Source organism: Mycolicibacterium chitae (assembly GCF_900637205.1).
In the GTDB taxonomy this organism is placed as follows: Bacteria; Actinomycetota; Actinomycetes; order Mycobacteriales; family Mycobacteriaceae; genus Mycobacterium; species Mycobacterium chitae.
Genome location: NZ_LR134355.1, coordinates 5,240,732 through 5,262,370, shown reverse-complemented (window position 1 = coordinate 5,262,370; position 21,639 = coordinate 5,240,732). Strand labels below are relative to the sequence as shown.

Here is a 21,639-nt window from a genome sequence, read left to right as displayed (position 1 = left end):
CGAGTTACTCGGTGGACTCAGCGAGATCGGCAGGTCTTCGGACTCGGGATCGTTCGAACTCGACGCCTTCCCGGAATTGCTCCCAGTGGCCAGTGTCGAGCCCGTCTCCCATACCGCTGCGCGCCAGTCCCGGATTCACACCGGGTTCCCTGACACCCGCTATCAGGCGGATGCGACCGTTCTCTGCCGGTGAGGCTACCAATGCGCGAGTTCGGTACTGTCGGACCGTTACAAACACGAACCGTGTCGTAACTACCGAGGAGTGAACCTTGTCCCTGACCGTGCCCGCGAACCTGGACGAGATCACCCCCGAGTGGATGACCGCCGCGTTGGCGCAGCGCCACCCCGACGCCGTCGTCGACAAGGTGCGCGTCGAACTGCGCGACGACGGCACCAACCGGCGCGCCCGCCTGGGGCTGACATATACGACGGGCGAGGGGCCGGCGACGGTGTTCGTCAAGGCCGCCGACCCCGCCCACAAGGATCTGATCCGGATGACCAGCGGCATGTTCCACGAACCGCGGCTGTTCAGTTCCGGCGTGGAACTCCCGCTCGAGCACCCGCTGGTCTACGCCGCGATCGCCGACGAGGACGCCTACGACTTCTGCCTGGTGATGGAGGACCTGTCCGCGCGCGGCGCCGACCCCCGGGATTCGCTGCGGCCGCTGTCGGTGGAGCAGGCCGCCACCGGAATGCGGGCGCTGGGCCGCCTGCACGGACGCTTCTGGGGCCGGCGCGTCCTGGGCCATCCCGAGTTGGGCTGGCTCGAACCGTTCGTGGCGTTCGACGGTCTGCAGTACGCGCCGCTGCCCTCGGCGCTGGAACGCCTCGACGCCGACGAGACACCACGCGCGGTGCTGGAGTTGAGCATCGACCAACTCGTCGAGTCGATCTGGAAGCCCTACATCGGGACGCTGACCACCTCGCCACAGACCCTGCTGCACGGGGATGCCCACATCGGCAACACCTACCTCACGCCCGCCGGCGAGGTCGGCTTCCTCGACTGGCAGATGGCGCGACGCGGCAACTGGTCGCTGGACGTCGGCTACTTCCTGCAGGGCGCGGTCACCACCGAGGACCGCCGCGCGCACGAACGGCCCCTGCTCGACGAGTACCGCGGTGCGCTGGGCCTGCCGGGCGACGAGTTGCCGTCGGCCGACGAGATCTGGTTGCGTTACCGCGCATCGGTGGCCCACGGCCTGGCGCTGTGGTTGGTCACCGCCAGCGCCGACGGCGGCATGTGGCAGCGCGCCGAGGTGGCCGTCGCGCTGGCCCAGCGGTACGCAATCGCGTTCGGCGACTTGGATTCTGCGGCGGCCATCGCCGAGATCGCCGAGGGCTGAGTTGTTCGCGGGGCTACCCGCGAAACGCGTGCAACACCCGAACCCTCGGCGACCAGGCGCTCAGTCGACCAGCGGGCAGTCGCCGCACTTGGTGTGGTCCCGGGTGCGGTACCACAGGCAGCAGGTGTTCCGGCGCCACGGGCCCGTCGCGGCGGCGGTCATCTTGCCGGCCAGCGGGTGCCGGGCCAGCAGCGCGGTCGCCACCGGCGTGACCCGGTCATCGGAGCGGCCCGCGGCGATCCGGCGCGCACCCGACGACAGCGCCGAGGCCGCGTTGCCCCACAGCAATCCGTCGGCCACCCGCGCCACCGCGCGCAGCGCCGTGTGGAACCCCTCGAACTGATCGGCGATCACCGTCGCGGCCATGACGTCGGCCACCTCGGAGGCGCTCAGCGCGCTGCCGTCCCAGCCGCGAAAGTCGTTGAGGGTCAAATCCACTGAGCCCGACGGGTTCACGACGTAGCCCAGGCCGTCCAGGTCGAGCACCACCCCGCCGCGCTGCCACACGCCCAGCGTCAGCGACCAGCAGCGGGCCGCGAAGCCGTAATGCAGGGTCGAGGCCACCACGCGCCCCTCGTCGGAGCCGACGCTGACGCCGACCGCGTCCAGCAGCGATCGCAGCTGCGTCGGCTCGTGCAACTCCCGGCGGGACAGCACCGTCGTGACGGGGCCGACGTGCCAGCCGAAGTACGGCCCGAACCTGACGGCGTCCTGCACCGCCGCGCGCACGGCCTCGGGATCGGCCACCGGTGCGTGGGCGAGCTCAAAGTCGGTGTCGGGCATCGGCGTCGAACCTACCGAAGACTGCGGCTCGACGTGCAACCGCGTTGATCCTGGGCCAGAGTGGGTACCCAACGGCGTTGTGCGAAGGTTGGTGCTGGACAGAGATGACAGGTGACTTGATGGCGCGTCACGAACTCGGCGGGTCGTTGGCGCCGCAGCGGCATCGCTGCGGGGATGATTGACGTGGGTCTTTTCGGGACAGCGTTTCGCGCCGTTCAGGTCGTGGCCGGCACCGCGTTGTTGACCGGCGATGCCGCTCTCGGTGCCACCCGGGCAGTCGCGGATACCGCCGGCGGCGTGGTCGACGGTGTCGCCACGTCAGCGGGTACGTTGGCGCGAGCCGCGACAAACATGGCCCTCGAGGCCGCGGGCGGCCCCCCGGCACGTCGCACCAGCCGCCGCGGTGCCCGCCGCTGGATCGAGGTACGCGGACTCGGTGGTACGGATGCCGATGCGGTCGCGGACAAAGTGCTGGCCGCCGTGCGGGCGGTCCCCGGCGTCAGCGACGCGGTGCTGAACCGTTCGATGTCGCGGGTCGTCGTCACCGTCGAGTCCGGCGCCGCATCGACCGACCTGGCGGCCGTAGTGGCCGAAGCCGAACGTTCGGTCCGCGACGACAGCGGGCGGCACCGGCCGCTGACGCTGCCCTGGGACGACGAACTGTTGGCCGCTCGCAGCCTGGGTGCTGCGGCGGCCGCCGTCAGCCTGGGCATGGCGGTGACCGGGACGGCGCTGCGGCTACCGCGGGTGTCCGAAGCCGTGGTGGCCGTGCCCACCATGGCCGATCACATCCCACGGATTCGTCGCCTCGTCGAACGACGCCTCGGTCGCGAGGGTGCGGACCTGCTGTTCAGCCTGGCGACCTCGACGTCGGCGGCGCTGACCACCTCACCGTCGGCGGCGGCCGCCGAGCTGGCGACGCGCAGCATGCTGGCGGCGGAGGCCTGGAACGTGCGGGAGGCATGGCACCGCCACGAACCCCGACTGACCGACCATGCGCCGGCGACCGGCGAACCGCAGCGCGGCACCCTCGAATTCGACATGGGTGCCGGCGAACGGTACGCCGACCGGATCGGCTGGGTCGGCGTGACCGCCGCCGCCATCCTGGGCGCGGTTTCCCGCAATCCCACCGTCGGTGCGGGGGCTGCCCTGATCACCGCGCCCAAACCGTCGCGGGCCACGCGAGAAGCATTCGGTTGTTCGATGACGCGCGGGCTGACCGCGCACCACGACGCCTTGGTGGTGCGGCCCCGGGCGCTGCGGGCGCTGGATCGGGTGGATGCGATCGTCATCGATCCCCGCGCGCTGTACACCGACCACCTGTCCGTCACGCGCCTGACCGGCGTCACCAACTCCGAACGCACTCGGGGCTGGCAGGCGGTGCAGGCCGCGCTCGACGACGGCGGGCTCGAGCCCGGCTGGCATTCGTTGTCGAGTATTCCGGGAGCCGGGCGCGCCGGCGCGGCGCTTGTCAGCCCGGTCCGCAACCCGTTCGCCGCGGCGGTGGTCGCCGAAGCCCGCCGGACACCGGCGCGGGTGGTATCGGTCGACGACGCCGGCCTGCGGTCGCTGGCGCAGGGTTTCGACCAGCTCTATCCACTCGACGGCCCCGTCGACGATGCACTTGCCGCCCTCGTCGCCGAACTGAAGGCCGACGACAAAACCGTCGCGTTGCTCACCACGGCGGGCATGGAACTACCGCACGCGGCCGACGTCACGATCGGAATTTCCGGTGACGACGAGCGACCGCCCTGGGGCGCCGACGTCCATGTCCCCGATCTGGTCGCGGCCTGGCGCGTGCTGCACGCCATGCCGGCGGCGCGCTCGGCGACCGCCAAGGGCATCCGGCTGGCGGCGTCGAGCACCGCGATCGGCGCGCTGATGCTGATCCCCGGGGTGGTCGGCCGCGGGTCGGATTCGGTCAACGTCGGCGTGCTCGGCGGCCTGTGGACCGGGTTCCGTTCGGGAGCAAAGGTATTCGACGATCCGCTACCGCAGCCGGAGCCCACCCACGACTGGCATGCGATACCGACTACCGAGGTACAGCGGTTGCTGCCGCGGCCGCCGGACGAACTCCGTCCGGACATCAACGGCCGTGACCCCGCGCAACTGCTGCGCTGGGCGCAGCGCGGCACGGCCTGGTCGTGGGAGCTCACCCGGGACTTCGCCGCCGAGATGCGGGCCAACCTATCCGACCCGATCACCCCGCTGCTGGCCACCGGGGCCGTGGCCAGCGCGCTGCTCGGATCGCCCTTCGACGCGGCACTGGTGGGCGGCGTGCTCGTCGCGAACGCGGCGCTGTCGTCTCAGCAGCAACTGCATGCCGAGCGTGTCCTGCGCCGGCTGCTGGTCGACGAGGAGCCGCTGGCCCGGCGCCGCGTCGGCCCCGATGACGAGGACCGCTGGGAGAAGGTGCGCGCCGACCGGTTGCGGCCCGGCGACGTGATCAAGGTGAATGCGGGCGAAGTGGTCCCGGCCGACGCCCGGCTGATCGAGGCGTCGAACGTGGAGAGCGACGAGTCGTCGCTGACCGGCGAATCCCTGCCCGTACCCAAGTCGACCGAACCCACGCCGGGGGCGCCGCTGGCCGAACGGTCGGGCATGCTCTACACCGGCAGCACGCTGGTGGCCGGCACGGCGATCGCCGTGGTCACCGCGGTCGGGTCGCGCACCGAGATGCGCCGCGCGATGGCGATGGCGCCGCAGGGGGCGCGGGAGATCGGTCTGCACCGACAACTGAGCCGGCTCACCAAGCGGGCCCTGCCGTTCAGCGTGACCAGCGGCGCCATGGTCGGGCTGCTGAGCATCGCCAGGGGTACGCCCGTCCGCTCGGCCGTCGGCAGCGCCGTGTCGTTGATCGTCGCGGCGGTCCCGGAGGGCCTGCCGCTGGTGGCGACCTTGGCCCAGCTGGTCGCGGCGCGCCGGCTGAGCAGCGAGTCGGTACTGATCCGCAACGCGCATTCCATCGAGGCGCTGGCTCGCCTGGAGGTGGTGTGCTTCGACAAGACCGGCACGCTCAGCCAGAACCGGCTGCGGGTCAGGTCAACTCGGCCGCTGGCTGACTGGACCGAGGACGAGGTGCTCGACGCCGCGTTGAGCACGACGTTCTCCCAGCCGGGTAAACGCGCCCTGCACGCGACCGACGACGCCATCCGGCGGGCGGTGTTCGGCAAGGACAAGACGGCCGCCCGCGCGGAGGTGGAGCGGGACGGCTTCCTGCCCTTCCAGGCCGGCCGGCCGTTCGCGGCGGCCATCCGGGGCAACCGACTGACCATCAAGGGCGCCCCCGAGGTGCTCGTCTCGGCGTTGACCCGGACCAACGGGGCGCTGACCAAGCGGCTGGATGCGATGGCCGCCGAGGGGTTCCGCGTGCTGGCGGTGGCCACCCGCGAACTCAGCGAGCAGCAGGCCGCCGCCGCGATCGCCGATCCGGCGAAGTTCGAGGAGTTCTGCCGCTCCAATCTGACTCCGATGGGCCTACTCGGGTTGACCGACACACCCCGCGAAAGCGCGCCGATGGTGTTGGACGAGTTGAACCGCCGCGGTATCGGAGTCCGGCTGATCACCGGCGATCACCCGCTCACCGCCACCGTCGTCGCCCGCGAACTGGGCCTGGAGGTCGACGCCGACCAGGTGATCACCGGCGGGGACTGGGAGCAGCTGTCCGCCGACGAGCAGGCCGAGGCGGTCCGGTCCCGGGTGGTGTTCGCGCGGATGACGCCGGAACACAAGATCGACGTGGTGCAGACCTTGGAACGCAGCGGCGTGGTGACCGCCATGGTCGGCGACGGTGCCAACGACGCCGCGGCCATCCGGGCCGCCAGCGTCGGGATCGGGGTGGCCGCCCGCGGCAGTGACCCCGCCCGCACCGCCGCCGACATGATCCTGCTCGACGGCCGGATCGAGGCGTTGATCGACGCCCTCGACGAGGGGCAGCAATTGTGGCGACGAGTCCAGTCGGCGGTCTCGATGCTGCTGGGTGGCAACGCCGGCGAGATCGCCTTCGCGTTGCTGACCAGCGTGCTGACCGGGCGATCTGTTCTCAACGCGCGCCAGATGCTGCTGGTCAACATGCTCACCGATGCGTTGCCCGCCGCGGCCCTGGCGGTCAGTGCGCAGAACAACACCGAGGCTGCGGATCGCGACGAGTCGGCCATGTGGCGCGCCATCGGCATTCGCGGTGCGTCGACCACGTTGGGTGCCACGTTGGCGTGGGTGATGGCGAGCGTGACCGGTACGCGTAGCCGAGCTTCGACGGTGGCGCTGATCGGTTTGGTGTCGACCCAGCTTGCGCAGACCCTGACCGATTCTCGGGATCGCCTGGTGGTGCTGACGGCGCTCGGCTCGTTCGCGGTATTGGCGGGCATCATCAGCACGCCCGGGCTGAGCCAGATCTTCGGGTGCACTCCGGTGGGCCCGGTGGGCTGGGGCCAGGCCTTCGGGGCGACCGGGGTCGCGGCTCTGGCCGCCGTACTCGCGCCGGAACTGCTCAACAACCTTGCCGACGCTGTGCGGCAGCGCCTCGGCGACGCGGGATTGCCCGACGGCGAGCACGCCGGATCGCAGTAGCGCTAAGAGCGGGCTCTGGTCGTCTTCCGGGGCGCGGACTTCGCCGCCTTGCGGGGCGCTGATCTTGTCGTCTTGCGGGGCGCGGAATTGCTTGCCTTACGGGCAGTTTGGCGCGGCGTTCTGGTCGACGTGCCGTTGACCGACCGCAGCTTGGCAGGTTCGGGGGCGGAGTCACCGCCGTTGCGGGCGAACTGGTTCAGCAGGAGCGCGGCGCCGCCGGCGCCCAGCGCGACCGGCCATTGGACAACGCTGGTCGCCGCGACCGCTCCGATCGTCAAGATTGCCGCGGGAGTTGACTTGCTGCCCGAATCCACGCCCTCCCGGATCCCCTTGACCACACCTTGAGCGCCACCGATGACGCCGTTGACGGCCGCGCCGCCGACCGCGCCGGCGACAGCGGTGGTGGTACTGGCCGCCTTGGTGACAATTTGGGTCGCCCCATGCACGATATTCATTGTTCGTCCACCTCGATTTCGCCCGGAATAGTCCCAGGCTACGCGGGTTTCCTGCGCGCCGATATAGCGCGAGTGCCGGTACCGTTGCGGCGAGGCGAGTGCGATGTTGCGAAACCTCGAGGCATAACCGGAAAGCGATACAGTAACGCGTATTTGGCAGCCGTTCAGTCTTCAGGAGGCGTAGTGACCGACCCCGTCCCTTCGACATCAGCTCTGGGCGTCGTCGACGGTATCGACCTGACGGGCAAGACCTGCGTCATCACCGGGGCCTCGTCGGGGCTGGGGCGGGAGTCGGCGCGTGCGCTGGCGAGCACGGGCGTGCGACTGGTGCTGGCCGCCCGCAACCGCCCGGCGTTGGAGGAGACCAGCACCTGGATTCGTGAGCAGGTGCCGCAGAGCCAGATCTCGCTCGTGGAACTGGATTTGACGTCGCTGGCCAGTGTGCGCCGCGCCGGGGCCGCGATTGCCGAGCAGGCCCCCGTCATCGACATCCTGATGAACAACGCCGGGGTGATGTTCACCCCGCTCGGCCACACCGAGGACGGCTTCGAGATGCAGTTCGGCACCAACCATCTCGGCCATTTCGAGTTCACCCGCCAGCTGCTGCCCGAGTTGTTGGCGGCCGACGACGCCCGCGTGGTCAACCTTTCCTCCGACGGCCACCTGATCTGCGACGTGGATCTCGACGACCCGAACTGGCGCCGCCGGCCCTACGACAAGTTCCTGGCCTACGGCGCCTCGAAGACCGCCAATATTCAGCACGCTGTCGAACTCGACCGCAGACACCGCGAGGACGGGTTGCGCGCGTTCGCCGTGCACCCCGGTGTCGTCGCGACCGCGCTGGCCCGGCACATGTCCGGGCCCGACTTCGCCGCGCTCGGCGAGATCGCGCCGGCGCACACGCCGTCCGCGGGCGTCTCAGCGGGCGTCCTGACCAGCATCGTCGGCCCCGAGCAGGGCGCCGCGACCCAGGTCTGGGCGGCCACCACGCCCGATCTCGACGGCCGTGGCGGGCTCTACCTCGCCGACTGCGCCGTCCGCGGAGACGCGGCCCCCTACGCGCTGGATCCCCAGCGGGCCGCGGATCTGTGGGCCCTTTCGGAGGACCTCTGCGCCGACTGAGCTGCCTGGTGCCGAGGGAGGCGGTGCCGGCCGGTCCACGGTGACGGCGATAATTCACGGCATGGATGGACAGGCGGATCAGCCCGCGGGCCGCTTCGCCGTCTCCGCGCGGGACCTGACGCAGGCCGCCGTGTTCGCGGCGTTGCTGGCCGCGCTCGGGCTGCCGGGCACGCTGACCGTCGGGCCCAGCGGGGTGCCCATCACCGTGCAGACCCTCGGGGTCATGCTGGCCGGTTCGATCCTCGGGGCCCGCAAGGGCGCGCTGGCGATCATCCTGTTCACGGTCCTGGCGCTGGCCGGGTTGCCGATCCTGGCCGGTGCCCGCACGGGGTTGGTGGCGCTGGCCTCGCCGACGGCCGGGTTCTTCGTGGCCTGGCTGCCCGCGGTGCTGGTGATCGGGGCGTTGACGGCGACGATGATGCCGCGCTACCGGGTGGTCTGGGGGTTCCTGATCAACGTCTTGGGCGGCATGGTGGTGATCTACGCGTTCGGGACCGCCGGGCTGATGCTGCGCACCGACCTGTCCTGGTGGGCCGCGCTGTCGGCCAACGGTCTGTACCTGCCCGGCGATCTCGGCAAGGCCGTAGTGACGGCGCTGGTGGCCGCACAGGTGCACCGGGCCTGGCCCGGCCTGATCCCCGTCCGGCGGCGACGGCCGGCCGAGGCCGTCGATGGCTGAGGACAGCATGGCTGAGGACGGCATGGCTGAAGACAGCATCGTCTTCGACGGCGTCGGCCACGCGTTCGGCGAACGAACCGTGCTGCAGGACATTTCGCTGAACCTGACCGAACGCCGGGTCGGTGTGGTCGGCGCCAACGGCAGCGGCAAGTCGACGCTGGCCCGGATGATCAACGGGCTGGTGATCCCCGACCGGGGCACCGTCCGCGTGCACGGCCTCGACACCCGGCGCGCGGTGCGCAAGGTGCGGCGCAACGTCGGGTTCGTCTTCACCGATCCGGACCGGCAGATCCTCATGCCGACCGTCGCCGAGGACATCGAACTGTCCCTGTCGCGGCACCGACTCAGCCGTGCCGAACGCGCCGAGCGCACCCAGCGGGTCCTGCACCAGTTCGGCCTGGCCGGCCACGCCGACCAGCCGGCGCAGCTGCTCTCCGGCGGGCAGAAGCAGCTGCTGGCGCTGGCGGCGGTGCTGGTCACCGAGCCGCGGGTGGTGGTGGCCGACGAGCCGACGACCCTGCTGGACCTGCGCAACGCGCTGATGCTGCGCGCGGCGTTCGCGGCGCTGGACACCCAGCTGGTGGTGGTCACCCACGACCTGACGCTGGTCGAGGACTTCGATCGGGTGATTGTTCTGGAGGACGGCCGGATTCACGCCGACGACGTGCCCGCGGTCGCGTTGGACGCCTACCGACGGCTCATGACATGAGCGTGCTCGGGGTGTATCGGCCCGGCACGTCGGTGCTGCACCGGCTGCCCGCCGGGCTCAAGCTCCTCGGTCTGGGCGCGCTGATCGCGCTGGCCGCCGTCCTGGTCGACACGCCCGCCAAACTCGGGGTGGCCGCCGTGGTGGTCGTCGCGGTGTTCGCGGCCGCGCGGATGATGAATCCTAAAGCCATTGTGGCCCAGCTGCGCCCGGTGTTCTGGGTGATCGCCATCATCTTCGCGTTCCAGCTACTGTTTACCGACTGGCGCCGGGCGCTGGTGGTGTGCGGGGTGCTGCTGCTGTCGGTCGCGCTGGCCGCGGCGGTGTCGGCGAGCACCCGCACCACCGACATGCTGGCGGCGCTGACCCGGGTGATGCGGCCGTTGGCGCGCTTCGGTTTTCCCGTCGAGCAGGTGGCGTTGGCGCTGGCGCTGAGCATTCGGGCGATCCCGCTGATCATCGACATCATCCGCGAGGTGGAGGAGGCCCGCCGCGCCCGGGGGCTGCGGTTCTCGCCGCGGATCGTGGTCGCGCCGGTGGTGGTGGCCGCGCTGCGCACCGCCGACGGGTTCGCCGAGGCGCTCAGCGCGCGCGGCCTGGACTGACGCCGCGAGCTTGCATCCCGTGTACACGACACGCCGGTAGGACGTACACCCGATGCGCGCTCGGCGTCCGGGCTAGAGGCGCACTAGCGAGAACGGATAGTTGATAGTCCCGCCGGGCGCACCGTCACAGCCCGCCGCAAACGACGACGACAGCGTGCCCTGAAGGCTCGCCACATCCCAGGAGTACACATCGCGGGTCGGGATTATCGGCCCGTAATACACGTTGCCGCAACGCAAGCCGTCGGGGACATCGACGGTCAGGGTGTAGCGGCCGTCGACCAGGTGTGCCTCGCCGGTGTACTCGAACGCCTTGGCTATGGGCATCGGAATCGCCGAGATGTGCGCGCAGTCCTCGGCGGCGGGGATGCAGTGCGACACCGCCCAGGTCCAGGTATGGAAGTCATACCGGTCCGGAATCACCAGCGAATAGTTGGCGAAGAACGGCTCGGAATTCGCTGCGGGGGAACCGAACAGGCCCGCGATCGACAGCGCCACGACGGCGCCCAGCAGCGTGACGATCCTCACCGGAAACCTCCCTGAATCACAACGGCTCACATGTGCGATCCGCCGTCGATGCGGACCTCGGTGCCGGTGATGAAGTACGCGTCGTCGCTGCCGAGCATGGCCACCACCCCGGCGACCGCGTCCGGGTTGGCGAAGATGGCCCCGCCGTCCAGCGGCAGCATCGGGGCCACCTTGCCGAACAACGCGTAATCGGCGTCCTCCGGGAGCCCGGGGCCCACGCTCTGCCGCGAGGCGCCGGTCCCGTCGGTCATGCCCGACGAAATCGAGCCGGGCTGAACCGAATTGAAGCGGATCCCGGCCTTGGCGAACTCCAGCGCCCAGGTGTGTGTCATCGCCAGCACGCCGCCCTTGGAGGCCGCGTAGGCGGACATGTAGGGATGGGCGAATTGCGCCGAGGTGGAACTGAAGTTGACCACCGCGGCCCCCTTCCCGTCCCGCAGGGCCGCGATGGCCTCCCGCGTCACCAGAAAGGTCCCGATCAGGTTGATGCGCAGCACCTGCTCGAAGTCGGCGAGCGTGGTCTCGGTCAGGTGAGCCGAGCGCAGGATGCCCGCCGCGTTGACCAGCGTGTCGAGGCCGCCGAGGGTCTTCACGGCCTGCGCCACGCCGTCGCGCACCGAGTCCTCATCGCCGACGTCCAGCACCACGGTGGACAACCGGTCGCCGTGCTCGCCGGCCTTGGCGACGGTGTCGGCGAGACCGTCGGGGCTGATGTCGGCGGCCGCCACCCGGCCGCCCTCGGCGAGGATCCGCAGCACGCAGGCCTGGCCGATGCCCGACCCGCCGCCGGTGATGAGCACCCGACGCGCGGCGTAGCGGGACAGCGGTGCTTCGGCGGACGGCGACACGGCGCGACTCCTCGGGGCGATGACAGGGGTGGACTTCTCGACTGGAGGCTACGTTCCCGCCTGCCCATACGTACAGGTCGGACGCTTCCCGGTAGATGGGACAGCGCGTGTCAACGGTCATCCCGGGCTGTCACCGTCTCCTTGGTCGGTGCGCCGACGCGTCGTTGTCCCATTCGGTAGCCAGTGAGGGAGGGTTCTGCGGCACATGGTCACCAAGGCCCAGGACCGCTGGTCGGTAGGACTGCCGCTACTCGGCGCGGGCACGTCGGGGCCGATGCACGCGATCGGTGGACTCCTGTCGATGTCGGCCGACGCCGTGAAGTTCCTGTTTCGCAGGCCGTTTCAGGGCCGCGAGTTTTTGGAGCAGTCGTGGTTTGTGGCGCGGGTGTCGTTGGCGCCGACGTTGTTGGTGGCGATTCCGTTCACGGTGTTGGTCAGCTTCACGTTGAACATTTTGTTGCGGGAGTTGGGGGCGGCGGATCTGTCGGGGGCGGGTGCGGCTTTTGGTGCGGTGACGCAGTTGGGTCCGATGGTGACGGTGTTGATCGTCGCGGGTGCGGGGGCGACGGCGATGTGTGCGGATCTGGGGTCGCGGACGATTCGTGAGGAGATCGACGCGATGGAGGTGTTGGGGATCAACCCGGTGCAGCGGTTGGTGACTCCGCGGATGCTGGCCTCGGGTTTGGTGGCGTTGTTGCTGAACAGTTTGGTGGTGATCATCGGGATCCTGGGCGGTTATGTGTTCTCGGTGTTCATCCAGGATGTGAATCCGGGGGCGTTCGCGGCGGGGATCACGTTGTTGACCGGGGTGCCGGAGGTGATCATCTCGTGTGTGAAGGCGGCGTTGTTCGGGTTGATCGCGGGGTTGGTGGCCTGTTATCGGGGGTTGACGATCACCGGTGGTGGTGCCAAGGCGGTCGGTAATGCGGTCAACGAGACGGTGGTGTATGCGTTCATGGCGTTGTTCGTGATCAACGTGATCGTGACCGCTATCGGTATCCAGATGACGAATAACTAGGCGGGGCGCACGCTATGGGTACTTCGACATTGTTACGGCAGCGGTTTCCGCGGTTGGTCGGCCAGGCGGGCCGGCCGGTGGATTTCTTTTCCCGTATCGGTGATCACATCTTGTTCTACGGTCGCGCGATTGCCGGGGTGCCGCACGCGACGATGCATTTCCGCAAGGAGATCATCCGGTTGATCGCCGAGATCTCGATGGGTGCGGGCACGTTGGCGATGATCGGCGGGACCGTGGTGATCGTCGGGTTCTTGACGTTGGCCACCGGTGGGGTGTTGGCGATCCAGGGGTATTCGTCGCTGGGCAATATCGGTATCGAGGCGTTGACGGGGTTCTTGTCGGCGTTCATCAATGTGCGCATCGCTGCGCCGATCGTGGCCGGGATCGGGTTGGCCGCGACGTTTGGTGCGGGGGTGACCGCGCAGTTGGGGGCGATGCGGATCAACGAAGAGGTCGACGCGTTGGAGTCGATGGGGATCCCGCCGATTGAGTATCTGGTCTCCACGCGGATCATCGCGGGCATGACGGCGATCACGCCGTTGTATGCGATCGCGGTGATCATGTCGTTCGTGGCGGCGCAGTTCACCACGGTGGTGCTGCTCGGGCAGTCCGGTGGGTTGTACAACCATTACTTCTATACGTTCTTGAACCCGATCGATCTGCTGTGGTCGTTTTTGCAGGCGATCCTGATGGCGATCACGATCTTGTTGATCCACACCTACTTTGGCTATTTCGCCACCGGTGGGCCGGCCGGGGTCGGCGCCGCGGTCGGTAACGCGGTACGCACCTCGCTGGTCGCGGTGGTCAGTGTGACCCTGCTGGTCTCCCTGTCGATCTACGGCTCCAACGGCAACTTCAACCTTTCAGGTTAGGGCGGAGCGCAGCGATGGCACTGGACAAGAGGCAGCTGGTGGGAGCGGCCAGCCTGCTGATGGCGTTGGCCGTGGTGGCGGTCGCGGTCGGGTTGTTCCGCGGCGACTTCACCAAGACGGTCCCCGTCACCGTGCTGTCGCAACGGGCCGGTCTGGTGATGAACCCCGACGCCAAGGTGAAATTGCATGGCGCCCAAGTGGGTTCGGTCAAATCCATCGAATCCCTGCCCGACGGGACCGCTGCCCTGCACCTGGCGATGGACCCGGCCTACATGGACATCATTCCCGCCAACGTCACCGTGGACATCGCGTCGACGACCGTGTTCGGCTCGAAGTTCGTCGACCTGGTCCCCCCGGCGGATCCCGCCGCCGAACCGTTGCGAGCGGGTCAGGTGCTCGGCGCCGAGCACGTCTCCGTGGAGATCAACACCGTCTTCGAACAGCTGTCCTCGGTCCTGAACAAGATCGAACCCACCAAACTCAACGAGACCCTCGGCGCCCTGGCGACCGCCGTGGACGGGCGCGGCGAACAGATCGGCCAGATGCTGACCGACTTCGACGAGTTCCTCGCCAAGATCGACCCGAGCCTGCCCGCCATGGAGCATGAGATCGCGGTGGCCCCAGAGGTATTCAGGGCCTACGCCGATGCGGCGCCGGACCTGGTGACCACCGTGGCCGCGTCGACCCGGATGAGTCAAATGCTGGTGGACGAACAGCAGCACCTCGATGCCCTGCTGATCAGCGTCATCGGCCTGGCCGATACGGGCGACGAGGTGGTGGGTACCAACCGGGCGGCGATCACCGACCTCATGCGCCTGCTGGTCCCCACCACCGACCTCACCAACCAGTACCACCCGGCACTGACCTGCGGGATCGGCGGCGCCGTCGAATTGGCCAAGGCGCCGGGCACACCGATGCCCGGCGGGGTGCTCCTGCAGACCGTGGTGCTGGGCCAGGAGCGCTATCGCTATCCGCAGAACCTGCCCAAGGTGGCCGCCACCGGCGGCCCGCAGTGCACCGACCTGCCCAAGGTGCCGTTCCAGAAGCGGCCGCCGTTCGTCATCACCGACGTCAACGCCAACCCCGCGCAGTACGGCAACGACGGCATCCTGCTGAACTCCGACGCCCTCAAGCAGGCGCTGTACGGGCCCATCGACGGACCGCCGCGCAACACCGCACAGACCGGGCACCCCGGATGAGCGGGCTCGGGAAAACCGCCGCAAAGTTCGGCGCGTTCGGTCTCACGATGGTGCTGCTCACCGCGGGCCTCTTCGTGATCTTCAGCCAATACCGCTCGGGCTCCACCCACGGCTACTCGGCGCTGTTCGAGGACTCTTCGAGTCTGAAGACCGGGGACTCGGTGCGGGTGTCCGGAATCCGGATCGGCACCGTGCGGAAGGTGGACCTGCAGCCCGACAACACCGTGCTGGTCGCCTTCGACGCCGACGACCACATCAGGCTCACCGAAAGCACCCGGGTCGCGGTGCGCTACCTCAACCTGGTCGGCGACCGCTACCTGGAACTCCTCGATGAACCCGGGTCCGGCAAGCTCCAGCCGCCGGGGTCCCACATCGGACTCGATCGCACCGAGCCCGCGCTCAACCTCGACCTGCTGCTCGGCGGTCTCAAGCCGGTCATCCGCGGGCTCGATCCCGAGGATGTCAACACGCTGACCGCCTCCCTGATCCAGATCCTGCAGGGCCAAGGCGGGGACCTCGAGTCGCTGTTCGCCAGGACGTCGTCGTTCACCAACGCGGTGGCCGACAACGGGGAAACCGTGGAGCGCCTCATCGACAACCTCAACGAGACCCTGGCGGTGCTCGCCAAGGACGGCAAGAAGTTCTCCGGCGCGGTGGACGGGCTCGAGCGCCTGGTGAGCGGGCTGGCCGAGGAACGGGACCCGATCGGCGAGGCCATCACCGCGCTGGACCACGGGACGGCCTCCCTGGCGGATCTGCTCACCGAGGCGCGGCCGCCGTTGTCGGGCACCGTGGATGAGCTGACCCGGTTGGCGCCGCTGCTGTCGAACGACACGGATCTCGCGCGGCTGGACCTCGCACTGCACAAGACCCCGAAGAACTACCGCAAGCTGGTGCGACTGGGCTCCTACGGCAGCTGGCTGAACCTCTACCTCTGCGGGATCTCGATGCGCGTATCGGATCTCGAGGGGCGCACCGCCTATTTCCCCTGGATCATTCAGAACACGGGAAGATGCGAGGAGCCCTGATGCTGAAGTATCGCGAATCTTCTTTGGTCCGGGCCGGATTCATCGGCCTGGTGCTGGTCGTGCTGATCATCGCGGTGGGCCTGCAGCCCCAGCAGTTGGTGTCGATGGCGACCTCGGTCCGGTATCAGGCGGTGTTCGCCGAGGCCGGGGGGCTGGCCGCCGGCAACGAGGTGAAGGTTTCGGGCGTCACCGTCGGCACCGTCACCGACGTCGAACTCGATGCCGGCAAGGCCCTGGTGACGTTCGCCGTCAACAGCAAGGTGCGCCTCGGCACCGACACCGAGGCGCAGATCAGTATCGGCACGCTGCTCGGGGAACGAGTCCTGGTGGTCGAACCCCGCGGCAGCGGCAGCCTCGGTGCGCGCGGCGTCATCCCGGTGTCGCGGACCGCGTCGCCCTACACGCTCAACGACGCCCTCAACGAATTCACCTCGAACACCGCCGAAACCGACACCGCGGCCATCAACCAGTCGCTGGATACGCTGTCGGAGACCATCGAGCGGATGGCGCCGCAGCTGGCGCCCACCTTCGACGGGGTCAGCCGGCTGTCGAAGTCGCTGAACAATCGCAACGAGTCGCTGGGCAGCCTGCTCGACACCGCCGGGGCCGTCACCGGAATCCTGTCCGAGCGCAGCGATCAGGTGAACCGCCTGCTGCTCAACGCCAACGATCTGCTCGGCGTGCTGCGGGACCGACGGCATGCGATCGTCACCCTGTTGGCCAACACCACCACGGTCGCCCAGCAGCTGTCCGGCCTCGTCGACGACAACGAGCAGGAGCTGGCCCCGACACTCGAGCAGCTGAACCGGGTCTCCGAGATGCTCGAACGCAACCGCGACAACCTGACGCAATCGCTCGAGGGCCTCGCGAAATACCAGTTGACGCAGGGCGAAGCGGTCAACAACGGGTTCTACTACAACGGGTTCCCGGCCAACCTGCTGCCGGGGCCCGCGATCCAGCCGTTCCTCGACTACGCGCTCGGCTTCCGCCGGGGCGTCGATGCCGGTCAGCCGCCCGACAATGCCGGGCCGCGCGCCGAATTCCCGTTCCCCTACAACGGCATTCCCGGAGGATGAGCATGATCGCCAACCGGCGGCTCGGTCCGCGGGCCACGAAGTTGCTGCTCTCCGCTCTGGCGGCGGTGCTGGTGGCAGGCGTGGGATACCTGGCCTACCAGCAGTTCCTGGGTCCCAAGACCATCGTCGCCCACTTCAAGTCGGCGACGGCCATCTATCCCGGTGACGAGGTGCGCGTCGTCGGGGTGCGGGTGGGCACCATCGACTCCATCGAGGCCGCCGGGACGCAGGCCCGGGTGACGCTGCACGTGGACCGCGACGTGCCCGTTCCCGCGGATGCGAAGGCGATCATCGTGGCGCCCAACCTGGTGTCGGCCCGTTATGTGCAGCTGACCCCCGCCTACGGTTCGAGCCCGGAGGCCGGCGGCCAGGTCATGGCCGACGGCGCCGAGATCGGTGAGGACCGCACCGCGATTCCGGTCGAGTGGGATCAGATCAAGGACCAGCTGACCCGCCTGGCCACCGAACTGGGTCCCGAGAGCGGGGTCTCGGACACCTCGCTGGGTCGCTTCATCGACACCGCCGCCGACGCGATGGCCGGCAACGGCGACAAGTTCCGGCGGACCATCACCGAACTGTCCGACGTCGGAAGGATTCTCGGCGAGGGCAGCGGTGACATCGTGGCGACCATCGAGAACCTCCAGGTGTTCGTGAGTGCCTTGCGGGACAGCAACACCCAGATCGTGCAGTTCCAGGATCGCCTCGCCGACGTCACCAGCGTGATCGACGGCGGCCGCTCGGATCTGGACTCGGCGATCACCGAACTCTCCCAGGCCGTCGGCAAGGTGCAGCGGTTCATCGAAGGTTCGCGCGACCAGACCGCCGAGCAGATGCAGCGGCTGGCGAACGTGACCCAGGTGCTGTCCGACAACAGCATGGTGGTCAAGAACGTCCTGCATGCCGCGCCGAACGCGCTGGTCAACGGCTACAACATCTACAACCCGGACTCCGGCGGGCCGCGCGGGTCGTTCGCGGTCAACAACTTCGCGAACCCCCTGCATGCGATCTGCTCGTCGATTGCCGCGGTGCAGAACGTCACCGCCTCCGAATCGGCCAAGGCCTGCGCCGAATATCTGGGCCCCGCACTGCGGCTGATGAACTTCAACTATCTGCCGTTCCCGTTCAACGCCTACCTGGGGCCCGCGCCCAAGAACGTGATCTACTCTGATCCCGCTCTCGCACCCGGTGGTTCGGGACCGGCCCCGGTGCCGGCCGAAATCCCCCCGGCCACGTCCGCGTACACCGGCGCCGGCGGCGATTCACCGCCGCCGCCGGGCTGGTTCGACCCGCCCCAACCGCCGGGCGCCTACGCGCCCGACGGGTTGCCCGCCGGCCGCCAGCCGGCCCTGTATCCCGGCGCCCCGATCCCCCCGGGCGTGCCGGCACCGCCACCGGCGGCGCCCGCGGCCTCGAACCTCGCCGAGATGTTGCTGCCCGCCGAGACGCCCGCTGCAGCACCGGCACCGACGGGAGGCACCCGATGAGGACTGGACGGATCACCCGTGCCGTGGCCGCGGCGTGCGCCCTGGCCGTGGTGGCTTCCGGCTGCTCGTTCGACGGCCTGAACTCGTTGCCGCTGCCCGGCACGGTGGGCACCGGCAGCGGCGCCCTGCACTATCAGGTAGAGATCGCCAATATCGGTACGCTGGAGTCGAATTCGCCGGTCATGGTGAACGACGTCGTCGTCGGTGCGGTCGGCACGATGGTGGTGGACGACTGGCGCGCCCACGTGGACCTGTCGGTGCGACCCGATGTGGTGGTCCCGGCGAACGCGGTCGCCACCGTGGGCCAGACCAGCCTGCTGGGTTCGATGCATCTTGCGCTCGACCCGCCGGTGGGGGAGGAGCCCACCGGTCGCCTGCCCGCCGGCGCCACCATCCCGGTGGACCGGACGTCGACCTACCCGTCCACCGAGCAGACGCTGTCGTCGCTGGCGGTGGTCGTCAACGGCGGCGGCCTGACCCATATCGGCGGCATCATCGACAACTTCAGCGCTGCGCTGGACGGCCGGCAGGGCCAGATCCGCGACCTGGTCACCCGAATGAACAAGGTCGTGGGCCTGCTGGACAACCAGCACCACAACATCATCGCCTCGATCTCGGAGTTGGAACGGCTCGCCGGGACCTTCGCCGGCGAACGGGAAGTGCTCGCCGCCGCGCTGGACCGCATTCCCCAGGCCCTGGAGGTGCTCAACGAGCTGCGCCCGCGGATCACCACAGCACTCCAGAAGCTGGGGCACTTCAGCGACACCGCAACGCAACTCATCACCGATTCGCAGGCCGACATCGTCCGCAACCTGGAGAATCTCGAACCGACGGTGCGGGCGCTGGCCGACGTGGGCCCCGATCTGGCGACCGCGCTGGCCTATCTGCCCACCTACCCGTACACCCAGGAGTTCATCGACCGCGGCATCCGCGGCGATTTCATGAACCAGTTCATCGTCTTCGACTTCACGATCTCGCGGCTGAAGAGCGGACTCATGCTCGGCACGCGGTGGGGTGAACCGAACGCTTCCTTGGTGCCGGCTCCCGGGGACCCCTGGTACTCGACCTACACCCGGGACCCGCTCAACGCGCCGCTGACGCCGATGCCCGAGGACGTGGCGACCATCCCGCCGCTCGTCGAGGCACCGGCAGCCGCACCGGCAGCCGCACCGGCAGCCGCACCGGCAGCCGCACCGGCAGCCGAGGGAGGGCAGCCCTGATGCTGACGCGTTTCGTCCGCGCCCAGTTGATCATCTTCGCGATCGCCTCCGTGATCGGGTTGAGCACAATGGCTTTCGTCTACATGCAGGCCCCGGTGCTGCTCGGGATCGGACGCATCACGGTGACCCTGCAGGCGCCCGCCACCGGCGGCCTTTACCAGTTCTCCAACGTGACCTACCGGGGCATCGAGGTGGGCAAGGTCACCGACATCCGCCCGACCCGCGAGGGGGCCGAGGTGACGATGTCGCTGAAGACCTCCCCGAAGATCCCCACCGACCTGGACGCCAAGGTGCTCAGCGTGTCCGCGGTCGGCGAGCAGTACGTCGACCTGCTGCCGCGCACCGACAGCGGTCCCTATCTGGAGGACGGGGCGGTGATCGTCGCCGACCGGTCCGCGCTGCCGCAGCCCGTCGGCCCCATGCTCGACCAGATGAACGACCTGGTCGGCAGCATTCCCACCGGCAAGCTCACCGGCCTGCTCGACGAATCCTTCAAGGCGCTCAACGGAACCGGCCACGACCTGGGCTCGTTGTTCGACTCCTCGGCCAGGTTGGCGGCCGACCTCAACGCGACCGGGGAAAGCACCCGCACGCTCATCGACGACGGCCGACCCTTGCTCGACGGTCAGGCCGCCAGTGCCGCGGACATTCGCACCTGGGCCCGCAGCCTGGCCGGCATCACCGGTCAGATCGACGCGCGCGATGCGGAGGTCCGGACGGTGCTGCGCTCCGGTTCGGGCGCCGCCGACGAGGCCTCGCGGCTGCTCAACCAGGTCAAACCCACGCTGCCGGTGCTGCTGGCGAACCTGACGACGGTCGGGCAGATCGGCGTCACCTACCACCGGTCGATCGAACAGTTGCTGGTGCTGCTGCCGCCCTACCTGGCCGCCACCCAGTCCTACGGGTCGTCGCTGAACAACCCGACCGGACTGGCCCTGGCGGAGTTCACCGTTACCCTCGGCGACCCGCCGGCGTGCACGGTGGGCTTCCTGCCGCCGTCGGAGTGGCGCTCGCCGAACGACCTGACCGACGTGGACACCCCGGACGGGCTGTACTGCAAGCTGCCGCAGGACTCGCCGATCGGCGTGCGCGGCGCGCGCAACTATCCGTGCATGGCGCAGTCGGGCAAGCGCGCACCCACGGTGGAGATCTGCGAGAGCGACGAGCCCTTCCAGCCCTTGGCGATGCGCCAACACGTGCTCGGCCCCTATCCGGTCGACCCCGGCCTCATCGCCCAGGGCGTACCCCCGGACAGCCGGGTCACCCCCGATGCGAACATCTTCGGGCCCGCCGAGGGCACCCCGCCGCCGACGCCGGTTCCGGCCGACGGGGCGCTGCCCGCGACGCCGAGCGCGCACCACGGAGCGGACGGGCCCTCGGTCGCGATCGCCACCTACAACCCTGGGACCGGGCAGTACGCCACGCCGGACGGCAGCGTGTTCAGCCAGTCCGACCTGGTGCAACCGGCCCCGCAGAGCTGGGAAGACCTGATGCCGCGCTGATTTCGCCCAGCGGTTCTCGCCGAGGGGCAGGTTGTTGTACGCATCGCCCGAGAGGCCCCGTCAACAAGTCGACTCTGGGCGATGACAGCAGAATCAGATCTTGGTGAGCTTGAACGGCATGTTGATGTACACCGGCTTGTTCACGCCGCACGCACCGCTGGGTCCCGTGGTGATGTCCTCCCCGACCAGCGTCGTCGACGTCGGGTCGGCGTTGGCCCCGTCGGGCGTCATCGCCTTGAACCGGAAGGTCTGCAGGCCGGGGGCGGTGCTGCCGTCGGGGCAGGGCACCCAGTCCTCGATGGTGTGCTTGACGTACCAGACGCCGCTGCGCTGATAGATCGGCGCGGTCCAGCCCCAGTCGCTGTGCACGGTGCCGGTGCATTCGCCCGGATAGCTGCACTGCGTGCTGACGGTCCACGTGCTGCGCAGGCTCGCCTGGTCGTAGAACACCTCGTTCTTGCGGGCCCACTCACCGTTGGACGTCGCGACGTAGGTGCCGTTGATGCCCCAGTCCGGATTGTCCGCGGCCGCAACCGAACTGCTCGCCATGCCGCCGAGCGCCACGACGGTGGCGACGGTCAGAACTGTGGGGATACGCCGCATTG

At 69.1% G+C, this 21,639-nt stretch carries 19 protein-coding genes and 1 riboswitch; of the genes, 14 read left to right on the top strand and 5 right to left on the bottom strand.

The window, feature by feature from the left end:
* Positions 1–11 precede the first annotated feature (11 nt).
* A riboswitch (cobalamin riboswitch) is annotated at positions 12–196 on the bottom strand.
* Positions 197–317: 121 nt separating this feature from the next.
* Positions 318–1,343: a phosphotransferase gene (locus tag EL338_RS25030; protein WP_126337130.1), complete on the top strand. Its 1,026-nt coding sequence runs from the start codon at positions 318–320 to the stop codon at positions 1,341–1,343.
* Positions 1,344–1,403: 60 nt separating this feature from the next.
* Here the strand turns inward: EL338_RS25030 and EL338_RS25025 are convergent, their stop codons facing one another.
* Complete coding sequence (locus tag EL338_RS25025) at positions 1,404–2,126, bottom strand: (2Fe-2S)-binding protein (RefSeq protein ID WP_126336261.1); 723 nt, start codon at positions 2,124–2,126, stop codon at positions 1,404–1,406.
* Between the two features lie 174 nt (positions 2,127–2,300).
* Between EL338_RS25025 and EL338_RS25020 the strand changes: the two genes are divergently transcribed.
* Entirely contained in the window at positions 2,301–6,695 is a 4,395-nt protein-coding gene (locus EL338_RS25020; protein WP_126336260.1) for a cation-translocating P-type ATPase, read from the top strand.
* A 2-nt stretch (positions 6,696–6,697) separates the two neighbouring features.
* On the opposite strand, the gene EL338_RS25015 is transcribed toward EL338_RS25020, so the two are convergent.
* The gene (locus EL338_RS25015; RefSeq protein ID WP_126336258.1) at positions 6,698–7,150 is read right to left on the bottom strand and encodes a hypothetical protein; all 453 of its coding nucleotides are present in this window, start codon (positions 7,148–7,150) and stop codon (positions 6,698–6,700) included.
* Between the two features lie 183 nt (positions 7,151–7,333).
* On the opposite strand from EL338_RS25015, the gene EL338_RS25010 reads away from it, so the two are divergent.
* From EL338_RS25010 to EL338_RS24995, 4 genes are all read left to right on the top strand, one after another.
* Positions 7,334–8,272 (top strand): SDR family NAD(P)-dependent oxidoreductase, encoded by a 939-nt coding sequence (locus EL338_RS25010; protein WP_235666290.1) that lies wholly within the window; start codon positions 7,334–7,336, stop codon positions 8,270–8,272.
* Positions 8,273–8,333: 61 nt separating this feature from the next.
* Positions 8,334–8,951, top strand: coding sequence for a biotin transporter BioY (locus tag EL338_RS25005; RefSeq protein WP_126336255.1), 618 nt, complete (start codon positions 8,334–8,336; stop codon positions 8,949–8,951).
* 22 nt (positions 8,952–8,973) lie between these two features.
* Positions 8,974–9,660 (top strand): energy-coupling factor ABC transporter ATP-binding protein, encoded by a 687-nt coding sequence (locus EL338_RS25000; protein WP_126336254.1) that lies wholly within the window; start codon positions 8,974–8,976, stop codon positions 9,658–9,660.
* Positions 9,657–10,262: a CbiQ family ECF transporter T component gene (locus EL338_RS24995; protein ID WP_126336252.1), complete on the top strand. Its 606-nt coding sequence runs from the start codon at positions 9,657–9,659 to the stop codon at positions 10,260–10,262. The genes EL338_RS25000 and EL338_RS24995 overlap by 4 nt, the downstream gene beginning before the upstream one ends.
* 72 nt (positions 10,263–10,334) lie before the next feature.
* Here EL338_RS24995 and EL338_RS24990 read toward each other — a convergent pair whose 3' ends face one another.
* Together EL338_RS24990 and EL338_RS24985 are read right to left on the bottom strand one after the other, a co-directional pair.
* Positions 10,335–10,787, bottom strand: a complete 453-nt coding sequence (locus EL338_RS24990) for a hypothetical protein (RefSeq protein WP_126336251.1) — start codon at positions 10,785–10,787, stop codon at positions 10,335–10,337.
* 26 nt (positions 10,788–10,813) lie between these two features.
* Entirely contained in the window at positions 10,814–11,587 is a 774-nt protein-coding gene (locus tag EL338_RS24985; protein WP_126337128.1) for an SDR family NAD(P)-dependent oxidoreductase, read from the bottom strand.
* Positions 11,588–11,840: 253 nt separating this feature from the next.
* Between EL338_RS24985 and EL338_RS24980 the strand changes: the two genes are divergently transcribed.
* From EL338_RS24980 to EL338_RS24945, 8 genes are read left to right on the top strand one after another with little or no spacing between them, the layout of a single operon-like run.
* The gene (locus EL338_RS24980) at positions 11,841–12,653 is read left to right on the top strand and encodes an MlaE family ABC transporter permease (RefSeq protein ID WP_126336249.1); all 813 of its coding nucleotides are present in this window, start codon (positions 11,841–11,843) and stop codon (positions 12,651–12,653) included.
* A 14-nt stretch (positions 12,654–12,667) separates the two neighbouring features.
* The gene (locus EL338_RS24975; protein WP_126333066.1) at positions 12,668–13,525 is read left to right on the top strand and encodes an MlaE family ABC transporter permease; all 858 of its coding nucleotides are present in this window, start codon (positions 12,668–12,670) and stop codon (positions 13,523–13,525) included.
* Between the two features lie 14 nt (positions 13,526–13,539).
* Positions 13,540–14,724 carry an MCE family protein gene (locus EL338_RS24970; protein WP_126336247.1) on the top strand — a complete coding sequence of 395 codons (1,185 nt, stop codon included), beginning with the start codon at positions 13,540–13,542 and terminating at the stop codon, positions 14,722–14,724.
* Complete coding sequence (locus EL338_RS24965; protein ID WP_126336245.1) at positions 14,721–15,752, top strand: MCE family protein; 1,032 nt, start codon at positions 14,721–14,723, stop codon at positions 15,750–15,752. Before EL338_RS24970 ends, EL338_RS24965 begins: the two co-directional genes overlap by 4 nt.
* Positions 15,752–16,828: an MCE family protein gene (locus tag EL338_RS24960; RefSeq protein WP_126336244.1), complete on the top strand. Its 1,077-nt coding sequence runs from the start codon at positions 15,752–15,754 to the stop codon at positions 16,826–16,828. The genes EL338_RS24965 and EL338_RS24960 overlap by 1 nt, the downstream gene beginning before the upstream one ends.
* A 2-nt stretch (positions 16,829–16,830) precedes the next feature.
* Positions 16,831–18,312 carry an MCE family protein gene (locus tag EL338_RS24955; protein WP_126336243.1) on the top strand — a complete coding sequence of 494 codons (1,482 nt, stop codon included), beginning with the start codon at positions 16,831–16,833 and terminating at the stop codon, positions 18,310–18,312.
* Complete coding sequence (locus tag EL338_RS24950) at positions 18,309–19,532, top strand: MCE family protein (RefSeq protein ID WP_126336241.1); 1,224 nt, start codon at positions 18,309–18,311, stop codon at positions 19,530–19,532. The genes EL338_RS24955 and EL338_RS24950 overlap by 4 nt, the downstream gene beginning before the upstream one ends.
* Positions 19,532–21,034: an MCE family protein gene (locus EL338_RS24945; RefSeq protein ID WP_126336238.1), complete on the top strand. Its 1,503-nt coding sequence runs from the start codon at positions 19,532–19,534 to the stop codon at positions 21,032–21,034. Before EL338_RS24950 ends, EL338_RS24945 begins: the two co-directional genes overlap by 1 nt.
* A gap of 93 nt (positions 21,035–21,127) precedes the next feature.
* Here EL338_RS24945 and EL338_RS24940 read toward each other — a convergent pair whose 3' ends face one another.
* Entirely contained in the window at positions 21,128–21,637 is a 510-nt protein-coding gene (locus EL338_RS24940; protein WP_126336236.1) for an Rv2253/PknI dimerization domain-containing protein, read from the bottom strand.
* Between the last annotated feature and the right edge of the window lie 2 nt (positions 21,638–21,639).